Annotated in this window: 13 protein-coding genes; all 13 read right to left on the bottom strand. The window is 66.1% G+C overall.

Annotation, left to right across the window (positions count from 1 at the left end):
* Nucleotides 1-437 (bottom strand): hypothetical protein (locus tag EPD66_RS23145; RefSeq protein ID WP_221931091.1); only part of this gene is annotated, 437 nt, incomplete at its 3' end.
* Nucleotides 437-1,111, bottom strand: a complete 675-nt coding sequence (locus EPD66_RS23140; RefSeq protein ID WP_185961585.1) for a DUF2612 domain-containing protein — start codon at nucleotides 1,109-1,111, stop codon at nucleotides 437-439. The genes EPD66_RS23145 and EPD66_RS23140, both read right to left, overlap by 1 nt.
* Entirely contained in the window at nucleotides 1,108-2,277 is a 1,170-nt protein-coding gene (locus EPD66_RS23135; protein ID WP_142850932.1) for a baseplate J/gp47 family protein, read from the bottom strand. The genes EPD66_RS23140 and EPD66_RS23135 overlap by 4 nt, the downstream gene beginning before the upstream one ends.
* Complete coding sequence (locus EPD66_RS23130) at nucleotides 2,277-2,630, bottom strand: hypothetical protein (RefSeq protein WP_142850931.1); 354 nt, start codon at nucleotides 2,628-2,630, stop codon at nucleotides 2,277-2,279. The genes EPD66_RS23135 and EPD66_RS23130 overlap by 1 nt, the downstream gene beginning before the upstream one ends.
* Complete coding sequence (locus EPD66_RS24740) at nucleotides 2,627-3,340, bottom strand: Gp138 family membrane-puncturing spike protein (protein ID WP_142850930.1); 714 nt, start codon at nucleotides 3,338-3,340, stop codon at nucleotides 2,627-2,629. The genes EPD66_RS23130 and EPD66_RS24740 overlap by 4 nt, the downstream gene beginning before the upstream one ends.
* Nucleotides 3,340-4,266, bottom strand: a complete 927-nt coding sequence (locus tag EPD66_RS23120; RefSeq protein ID WP_142850929.1) for a hypothetical protein — start codon at nucleotides 4,264-4,266, stop codon at nucleotides 3,340-3,342. The genes EPD66_RS24740 and EPD66_RS23120 overlap by 1 nt, the downstream gene beginning before the upstream one ends.
* Nucleotides 4,263-4,586 carry a hypothetical protein gene (locus EPD66_RS23115; RefSeq protein ID WP_142850928.1) on the bottom strand — a complete coding sequence of 108 codons (324 nt, stop codon included), beginning with the start codon at nucleotides 4,584-4,586 and terminating at the stop codon, nucleotides 4,263-4,265. Before EPD66_RS23115 ends, EPD66_RS23120 begins: the two co-directional genes overlap by 4 nt.
* On the bottom strand, nucleotides 4,583-5,134 hold the full coding sequence (locus EPD66_RS23110; protein WP_142850927.1) for a phage baseplate protein: 552 nt from the start codon (nucleotides 5,132-5,134) through the stop codon (nucleotides 4,583-4,585). The genes EPD66_RS23115 and EPD66_RS23110 overlap by 4 nt, the downstream gene beginning before the upstream one ends.
* Nucleotides 5,131-7,335, bottom strand: a complete 2,205-nt coding sequence (locus EPD66_RS23105) for a hypothetical protein (protein WP_142850926.1) — start codon at nucleotides 7,333-7,335, stop codon at nucleotides 5,131-5,133. Before EPD66_RS23105 ends, EPD66_RS23110 begins: the two co-directional genes overlap by 4 nt.
* A 3-nt stretch (nucleotides 7,336-7,338) precedes the next feature.
* Nucleotides 7,339-7,509 (bottom strand): hypothetical protein, encoded by a 171-nt coding sequence (locus EPD66_RS24205; protein WP_185961584.1) that lies wholly within the window; start codon nucleotides 7,507-7,509, stop codon nucleotides 7,339-7,341.
* Between the two features lie 2 nt (nucleotides 7,510-7,511).
* Entirely contained in the window at nucleotides 7,512-7,934 is a 423-nt protein-coding gene (locus tag EPD66_RS23100; protein ID WP_142850925.1) for a phage tail assembly chaperone, read from the bottom strand.
* 12 nt (nucleotides 7,935-7,946) lie between these two features.
* Nucleotides 7,947-8,402 carry a phage protein gene (locus EPD66_RS23095; RefSeq protein WP_142850924.1) on the bottom strand — a complete coding sequence of 152 codons (456 nt, stop codon included), beginning with the start codon at nucleotides 8,400-8,402 and terminating at the stop codon, nucleotides 7,947-7,949.
* Nucleotides 8,403-8,416: 14 nt separating this feature from the next.
* Nucleotides 8,417-8,908, bottom strand: a 492-nt coding sequence (locus EPD66_RS24465; RefSeq protein ID WP_221931090.1) for a DUF3383 family protein, incomplete at its 5' end; no start/stop codon positions are given.

The raw sequence follows: 8,908 nt of genomic DNA, 5'->3' as shown, positions 1-8,908 counted from the left end.
TCGCCGCCGCCGACCAACCCATTGCCGGCAGTGATGGTGCGTCCGGCCGGCGTGCCACCCAGATTGGACAGGGCTGCGGCGGCCGTGGTCGCCCCCGTGCCGCCCCGGGCAACGGTCAAAGTCCCTTCGGTTCCTTCAATGATATCAATCACATCAGGGATCAATGAGGTGAACGCTTCGACGAGGCCGGCTTCTAGCGCGTCCAAATCGCCATCATCACGCACGCCGTCAGCGTGCCGGTTGGCGATAAACTGCGCCAAACCGGCCGCGATATGGGAGACCTGGCGCAGCACGCGGTTCTCAAGAGCGCGCAGGGCGATACCGGGTTGATGGCCGCGCAGACGCCCCGGATGAGTGCGATAGCTCTCAAGGGTTTCGAGATCGCCCAGGTTCTCTTGGCCGTCGGGCGCGAAGGGCAGGATTTCGTTGATGGGCATTACTGGTCCTCAGAAGTAAGGATGCGGGGCCAGGCGCCCCTGTCCCAGCCCGCCAGGGCGGGGCTATCGGAATCCCAGGCAAACAGTGCCCCCTCGGTGCCGACCGGCGGCAGTGCGTAATAGGCCACGCGAACGCCGGCGGGCTTCAGCGGGATGTAGCCTTGCACCAGGAGCTGCGTCAGGATGCTTGAGGGCGGCATGCCGGCGATGCCGATGGAGATGGTCATGTCGCCATGATCCTGGATCAGGATATGCGAGCCCTGATCGGCGAAGGCGGCTTCCCAGATGGCATAGGCGCCGTCGCGGGTGCCGTCCCAGCTGTTGGCGGCCACTTTCGCTTTCAGCAGCTGCCGGTACATATCGTCGGGCAGGCTGACCATACCGGAGGCCGGATCATAAAGGCCGCGCCAAGCCCCTTCCTCCCAGCCCACGCCGGGCGTGTCCCAGGCGAAATACACCCCATCAAGCGGCACCTTCAGGTGTCGCGAACGGCCGACCCATTCGCCGACCTGGTCCAGCTGTTTGCCGATTGCCGAATCGAGGTCGAAGGCGCGGCGCAGATCCTCCAGCACCGCTTGGATCTCCACCAAAGGTGCGGTGACGGCATCCACCGTCGCCTCGAATTTCGGGCGCCGATGCTGGGAGGTGATGTGGTCGGTATAGGGCTTGGTCACGGCTCCAACTCCAGCAGGATGTCATCAAGCGCGGCCGTCGCCGCACTGTTGAACGCCACCTGAACATTGGTTGGTGCCAGGGCTTGGGGATCGGTGCCGATCTCGATGCCCAGGACATCGAAGGTGCGGGCAGCCCGGCTAGGTTCGGCCTCGATGACCGGCGGGAAGAGTCTGGAGAGCAAGACATCCTCGCCGATGCCCAAGGCATTGATCGCCTCGACCACAGCCTTGCGGGCGGCCTCACCGGTCACTGCCAGATAACCGGTCAGCGGCTTGATTCGGATGCGTCCGTGGATGGGCAGTTCCGTCGGCCGGAAGATGCTGATGGTGGCCGGGCTGCCGTAGCGATCACGGACGGTAACCATGGTCGTGCCGAAGGTGCCGCAGCCCGGTGTCTTCCGGGCCGCGATGACGGCGGCAATCTCATCATCTGCACCGCCCTCGACCACCAAGGCGATGGAATGGCCGGGAATGCCGTTGGCATCGGGGACATTGCTATCATTTTCATAGCCACGCAGGCGCAACACGCCGGGTACAGCCGCGACGGCACCCAGGACCCCTTCCAGGATCGTGCGCGAGGGCAGCGCGGTGGACAGCGCCTGGCGCCGGCGCAGATCCGCGTCGCTCTCGACCGGCGCTCCGGGAACGGCCGGCGCGGGATTGGTAACGCTGTGCCAGCCCAGAATGGGCGTGTCGATCTGCGAGACGTCGCCGGCCGGCGCATGGATTGCCCCCGGCTCGGCCGCACGGGCCGTTACCAGGGCATCGCCCGAAGTGGGGATAGTCACCGGGGCGAGCAACCAGCGGCGGCCGGCGCCATCCTTGGCGACAGCATCTGTCAGCATTGTGCCGACGGTTCCGACGACGCGCAGGGTCACGGTGGAATAGGTGGCGGCCTTGCGGCGCAGGCCGTTGATGGCCACCTGACGCGACAGGCTCACGCCCTGGGCGGTCGAGGGGCTGAAGGCGTTGTAGACCGAAGCGGCAAGGCTGAAAGCATCGTGGATGGCCTCGGCGAAAATCGCCGCCATCTGGCCATCCTGGCTATCGGGCTCCAGATACAGATCCTCGCCGTAGATCTCCCGCAGACGGGCATGGATGTAGTCGAGGATCGCCGGATAATCGGGCAGATGCAGGCCGGTCTCATCCAGGCGCGCCAGGGGCATCACAGCACCTCCTGGATCGCAGCGGGGCCGTAAATGGTGTCGACCGTTACGGCGACGGTCAGGCGGCGGCTTTCAGGATCGAGCGCGCTTTCATAGGCAGCAATAGCGCGCACGCCCGGGGTGCCCAGGATGCGCTCTCGGACCGCAAGATCGTAGGATACGGCGGTATGGCGGCCCAGCACTGCGGGAGCATAAGGCGTGCCGTCCCGCAAGTCCAAGAACCACTCACCGGCAAGCAAGCGCAGCCGGGTCGCTACCGCCTGGGCCACGGTTTCGGGCGTGTCGGTCAGCAGGTCGGCCTCGCCGCGCCCCATGACGTAATCCCTATCCGCAGATAGCCGCCGATACTTCATTGCGGGCCTCCCGTGTTGCCGCCGCCGGGTGTGACGCCGCCATGCACATGCGAGCGGAGGGATACACCTCCTGCATCGAGATCGCCGCTGGCGGCAAGACTACCTTCTAGCCGGGCGGTCGTCGGACCTCCATTGATGCCCGTTACCGACAACGCGCCCTTGATCACGACCTGGGGGGCAGCCAGGGTCAGGGAAGCCACTGCCTTGACCTCCACGGTCCCGCCCGGATGGATGCTGACATACTGGCTGGCATCATCGGCGCGCAGCTGCACGGCGGCGGTATCGGCTGCCGGCGCCAGGACGCGCGGCTGCGAACGGATGCCGAGGATAGCCATACCGTCGGAAAGATCATGCATGCGGCGCTCGGCCTGCGGCTGCACGCCGCCCGATTGCCACCAAGCGTCGATGCAGCGGGCCGAAAAGACGACGATGCACTCGTCGCCGCGCTGGACTGGAAAGGTCAGCGTGAAGCCGCCACCGGCCGGGAAACAGACCGGCACATCGACCAGCAGGGGCAGCGCGGCGGCGACACGTCGGCCCTCATCATCCTCGATCACACCGGCGATGGCAGGCTGGACCGCGACGGTCTGCGCAGCGTGATCATAGGAATCGACGATACCGGGCAGCGCAGTCCAGAGGCCGGCGGTGCTGCCTTCGATGGCGCAGCGGATGGCTTCCAGGGGATCGTCGAAATGTTCGCGGCGGTCCATCAGCGTCTTCCCAACTGATCGACCGGAATGCGCATCGTGTCGTCGATGGCGATGCACAAAAGGTCGGTGAACCAGTCCTGGCCATGGGTGTCGCCGGTGTGATCGGCCCGGATGATGCGGTAGAAGCCGTCGCTGTCCAGCGGGGCGGCGCGGTCAAAGGCCGCGACCTTGAGGTCGGTCCTGGCGCGCAGGATGGATGCATTGTCGAGGCGGACACGCCCGCCGATCCGCAGGCGGGGATTGAGCAGGCAGCGCAGCTTGATGCCCTGATCCGTCTGCTCGGGGGCATCCAGCAGCCCGGTCTCATGGGTCAGGACCACTGCCTCGCCCGGCAAATATCCGCGCAGCGGCACCATCTGCACTTGGCCATCCTGGATGGACCAGCTCGCTTCGCGGTCCTCGGCCACCAGTCTCATGACATCGCGTGCCATGCCGTAAAGCACCTTGCCGCGCGGCAGCGGCTGACCACCGAGGTCGCCGACATGGCCCGGCCTGGCGCCATGGACGGCGAAGGCCCCCATGGCCACCCCCACCTGATCGGCCGGGCGGGCGCCGGCAGCCAGGGTACGGCTAACCACGGCATGGTTATAGGCGCGGTCGCCATCGGCTGCGGTGATTTCGAGCCAAGAATCGGTGCCGTTTTCGCGGCCGCGCCGCACTTGGCGGATCTGGCCATCGAAGAGCGTGCCCATGGCACCTTCATAGCCTGCCGACAGGATCACGCGGCTGAATTCGCCGCCGATCCGTGAGGCCGTGGCAGGTGCGAGGTTATAGACGGAGATGGTGGCGCTGTTGGGGGTCTCGATATCGCCCTTGTGCGTGGCAAAGGTGATGCGCAGGCCTTCCAGGTCCAAGCCTTGGCCCGCATCTGCTCCGACGATCAACGAACAGGCGCGCCGCCACTGGCGGGCAGGATCAGGCGTCACGGCATGTCCTCCTCATCATCCGTTTCAAAGATCAACTGCGCTGACGTACCGAGATCGCCGGGTCCGGGCGGCAGACCGCCGGGGGAGTGGCACCACAGCTTGCCGCCAACGCCCAGATGTGCATGTCCGGCCAGCAGGTCGACGCCGGGGAGCAGTGGCAGACCGGCCGCCAGCGTGGCGCCTTCGGCTTCGGCCAGATCGAGCAGCCATCCCCCTTCGGGAGCGTCGCACCAGCGCAAGGTCAGGCGGTAATCCTGGCCGCCCAGGCGAATCGTGAAGGACTCGGGCAGCCCGGACAGCGGAATGTCGTAGAAGCTCATGACGCCTCTCCCGGCCCGAATACCGAGGAGAGCGCACTGCGGCGCGGCTGTGCTTGTTTCTGCCCGGTGTCGGTGATGGCGCCGGTGCGGTTGGGATTGGCGTGGCGCGCGCGCGGCGGTACCGAGGTCACGGCCGTGCGGACAATGATCACCTCGCGGCATTCGGCCGTGATGACCAAGGCGTTCTCGGTCGCGGCGTCGGTGGTGGCGCTTAATGATTCCAGCAGCATGTTGCGGTAGGCGCGCTTGCCGGTCACAATGTCGAAAGGCTCGCGCGATGCCTGCAACGCCAGCAGCGCATCATAGACCGACTGGGATCGGCGACCGCCCCCATCGCCGCTGCTATCAGAGACGCCGGCACGGATCACCACGAGGGCAGGCTGCCGCCAAGCATGGTCGCTGACCGCCGCCCCCTGCTCGACCGGATGCTCGGTAATCGTCAGGCTGTCCTCATGGTGCTCTTCGATTACGACATCGAAGGTGATGCCGCCCAGGCTGCGAGTCGGGCGGATGGTCACCGGCTGGGACGGCTTGGACATCCAGCTCATCGCACGGCTCCTCGGGCATTACGCACCAGCTGCGCATTGACGTCGTTTTGCCCGCGGGCAATGGCGCGTCCCGCAGCCTGGGCATCGCCACCCGTGGTGACATGAATGTCGGTCTTCTGGTTGATATGCACCGTTGCTGGCCCTGGTGCCGCCGCCGCTGCCGTTCCGGCGGCAACCTGCGCCGGCGGAGGCACCAGGGCCGGTGCCGCCAGATCCGGCAACGGCGCGCTGCCCTTTGTCGGATTAGTCGAGGCGTTATCATCACCCATCCCCAGACGCTTGCGCAGACTGGAGGGCAGTAGGCCCAGCACCCGGCTGGCTTGGCGAGCCAGGGCATCCAGCGCAGCCCCCAGAATGCCGAGAATGGCGTCGGCCGCTCCCCTGGCCCAGGATGCAAAATCCGGCAGGTCGGCCATCAGGGCCGACCACAGGCCGGCGAAGATCTGGCCGATGGTCCCGGCCAAGCCCTCGAACACGCCCAACAGGGTATCGGCAAAACCTGTGAAAAGGGCCGCGCCTCTGTCCAGGAGGCCCGCGATTGCTCCGATTGCCGCTTCGGCCCAGGATGCGAAATCCGGCAGCCCTTCCTTCACCGAGGTCCACAGACCGCTGAAGACTCGGGCGATGGCCCCGGCCAAGCCCTCGAACACGCCCAGCAGGGTGCCGGCAAAACCTGTGAAAAGGGCCGCGCCTCTGTCCAGGAGGCCGGCAACTGCGCCGATTGCCGCTTCGGCCCAGGATGCGAAATCCGGCAGCCCTTCCTTTACCGAGGTCCACAGACCGGCGAAGATCCGGGCGATGGCCCCGGCCAAGCCCTCGAACATGCCCAATAGGGTGCCGACAAAACCTGTGAAAAGGGCCGCACCCCTTTCCAGGAGGCCGGCAACCATGCCAACCACAGCCTCGGCCCAGGCGGCGAAGTCCGGCAGCCCTTCCTTCACCGAGGCCCACAGGGCGCCGAAGATCAAGGCGAGAGCATCAGCCAGGCCCTGGAAAACCGCCTGCACGGTCTCCTTCCAGCCCCGCCAGAGACCAATCATGGCCTCCAGCGCCGCTTGGAGGTTACCTGTGAAGATCGCGCTGATCAGCCGGCCGATCTGACCGGTCATGTCGGCCACGCCGCCCAACAGGCGAAGCACGGCTTGAAGCAGCGGCGCGGTGGCCTTCAGAGCCCCCATCAGCGTGGCCAGCACCACCGCGACAAGAGGCTTGAGCACATCGATCACCGACTGGATGGAGGCCGCCCAGGGCGACCAGTCGAACAGGCTCTCACCGCCCTCCATGAAGGTCAGGTAATCGTCGATCAGGGCAATGATCACCCCCAGCCCGGCGATGATCGCCCCCAGGGGTGTTGCCAGAAAGCCGAGGTTCAGCAGCCGCCAAGCGGCCAGCAAAGCGCCGGCTGTCAAAATCGCCGTCTGCTGCACCTTATCCAGGCCCTCGAACCACTCCACGACCCGCATCACCCATCCGATGATGCGTGCGGCAAAGGCCCCGACAGCTCCGGCAACGCGCAGGGCGAAGCCGATCAGCCCTTCGAGCACGCGCTTGATGCGGTCGAAATTCTCGATGATGGCGCGGCGCATCTGCTCGGCGCCGCGCCGTAACTTGTCGAACAGCGCCAGAGAGACGGCATTGGCGACCATCTCGGCCATGGTGCGCAGCTTGCCGATCTCCGCCAGCAGGCCGGTTGCCGCCTCGGCCGCCTGCTGGGCATCAACGCCGGCGGTGGCGTACATGGCCTGGAATTCGTCCCGCAGCTCGCCGACATCCCTGGTCAACATCGGGATCAGCGCGGGGTCGATGCCCATGCGGGCGGCATAGGCCTCTTGGGCGGCGCGGCTCATCCCCTGCATCTGCCGGCCCGCATGCTCCAGCGCCGCACCGGCATCGCGCAGATGCGGATTGTTCGCGCGCATGCCTTGCAGGCTCGACATCAGGGCGGATGCCGAGGCCCCCGATTGCTCCGCGACATATTGCAGTTCCTGCAGGCGGGCAACGGGCACGCCCAGATGTTCGCTGGCGCGGCCCAGCTCGGTATAAGTGCCGGCGACACGCAGGATGGCCGCCGAGGCGCCGCCCGCAACTGCGCCCACGGCAAGACTGAATGCCTTGACCGCGCCAAGCGCCGTATCAAGCGAGGCGCGGTCGGCCTGGAAGCCGACGCGGGCTAGGAATTCCGCAATCACGCCGCCCAACACGCTCTATTTCTCCTTCGTTTTTGCAGCGAGACGGCGCTCGTTTTCCGCGTGCACGTCCAGCGCCTCGTTGAGATCGGCGATATCGGCAAGGCTCAAAGTGCCGTCGTTGAGGCTCTCGAACCGGCACAGCCCGGCAATGACGGGGCGGAACAGCCAATCCTCCCCGCTTGCCATGGCTACCCACGCGATGCCATCAGGCCCTGCACCTGGTTGCCAAGTCCGGGCAGGGCGCTCATAAAACCCTGCATGTTGGCCCACAGCACGCGCCCGGCGACGGTCAGCAAGGCCGGCATGTCCAACTCGTACATCAGCACACCGCGAGCGCGCAGAGGCGCCCATCCGGTGCCGCCGTCCTGTTTGACTTCCGCCGCATCGAGGGCGACATCGAGGATGTAATCGACCTGTTCGTCGGGCAGGCCCGCCAGCGCCTCGCCCAGCAGGGCGGCGGCCTTGAGCGGCTCGGACGCCACGGCATCGATCTCACCGACGCGGCCCAGCAGGGAGGCCAAGCGCCGCGCGACATGAAACTGCTTGCGCGCATCGATGCGCTTGGCGCGCAGGGTCAGGGAACCGGCGGTGAATTCCTCGAACTGGCTCATCTCTCATCCTCCTTACTTTTCAGGCGTGCCGGTGCCGAGCTGGCGGTCGATGCGGCCGGCTGCGAATACCCACTCAACGGTGCCACCCTCCCTGGCATAGGTCAGGTCGGGCGCCTTGGTGAAAGCAGCACCGGAACAGGTGATGGTGTCTCCGCGCACGGTGTCGCGGATGGTGATGGTGTTGCGGCCATGCATGGCGGCGCTGGTGGTTTGCAGGTCGTACAGCGCCGCCAGCTGCGCATTGACCGTGCTGGTCTTGAGCAGCCGCACAGTGACCGTACCGGACTTATCGCCCGACAGGCTGTGCATCCACCCGCCATCGGCGCCGACCGTCATGGTGGATTTATCGCCGGTCGGTGCGATGCTGATGCCTTCATCCGCGATACCGGCCTCGGGGCCCCCCAACGGGAAATTGCCCCCCGGCCCGGAGATGGCCGCATGAACATCCAAAAAGCTGTAAACGCTCATTCAAACCCCCTTCATCAGCGGTTGACGTCGATGGCGACGTCGACGGAATGGACGGCGCCGGCGAGCTTGACCGCTACCTGGATCGGCGGCGCCTTGCGCTGCTCGCGTTCGGACTGGGGCTGGGCGGCAATGGCCTGGGCATAGACGTAGAAGCCCTTGGGCAGGTAATCGCCGCGTTCCAGCTGACCGAAGCCGTCGGCGTTCCAGGTGCCGGGCGCGACCAGCCCGTTGTTGACCGCTTCGCCCAGCACGCCCTCGATGGCGGTGACGAGCTGGTTCACCCCGCTATCGGTCTGCGGGATCTTGGTCTTGGACTGATAAAGCAGGTTCCAGCATTCGGTCTGGATGGCGTTTTGCAGCCAGTCCAGGCCGTGGATCTCGTCGAAATAGGCCGCGCCGGCCATGACCCCTTCCTGGAAAATGGCGGTGTCGTTGTCATAGGCGGCGAACACATTGCAGCGCTTGGCTTCCAGCGCCCTGGCCTGGGTCTCCGAAAGGGCATCGGG

It is taken from the genome of Telmatospirillum sp. J64-1 (genome assembly GCF_006980715.1).
In the GTDB taxonomy this organism is placed as follows: domain Bacteria; phylum Pseudomonadota; class Alphaproteobacteria; order Rhodospirillales; family Magnetospirillaceae; genus Oleiliquidispirillum; species Oleiliquidispirillum nitrogeniifigens.
Note: the sequence above shows the minus strand (reverse complement) of the source record. Positions and strands in the feature narration are given on the sequence as shown.

Bases quoted from the DNA above. Each gene is read 5' to 3' on its own strand.
- EPD66_RS23135 (WP_142850932.1), bottom strand. From the start codon at position 2,277: ATGCCCCTGGCGCGCCTGGATGAGACCGGCCTGCATCTGCCCGATTAT.
- EPD66_RS23130 (WP_142850931.1), bottom strand. From the start codon at position 2,630: ATGAAGTATCGGCGGCTATCTGCGGATAGGGATTACGTCATGGGGCGC.
- EPD66_RS24740 (WP_142850930.1), bottom strand. From the start codon at position 3,340: ATGGACCGCCGCGAACATTTCGACGATCCCCTGGAAGCCATCCGCTGC.
- EPD66_RS23115 (WP_142850928.1), bottom strand. From the start codon at position 4,586: ATGAGCTTCTACGACATTCCGCTGTCCGGGCTGCCCGAGTCCTTCACG.
- EPD66_RS23110 (WP_142850927.1), bottom strand. From the start codon at position 5,134: ATGAGCTGGATGTCCAAGCCGTCCCAGCCGGTGACCATCCGCCCGACT.
- EPD66_RS24205 (WP_185961584.1), bottom strand. From the start codon at position 7,509: ATGGCAAGCGGGGAGGATTGGCTGTTCCGCCCCGTCATTGCCGGGCTG.
- EPD66_RS23100 (WP_142850925.1), bottom strand. From the start codon at position 7,934: ATGAGCCAGTTCGAGGAATTCACCGCCGGTTCCCTGACCCTGCGCGCC.
- EPD66_RS23095 (WP_142850924.1), bottom strand. From the start codon at position 8,402: ATGAGCGTTTACAGCTTTTTGGATGTTCATGCGGCCATCTCCGGGCCG.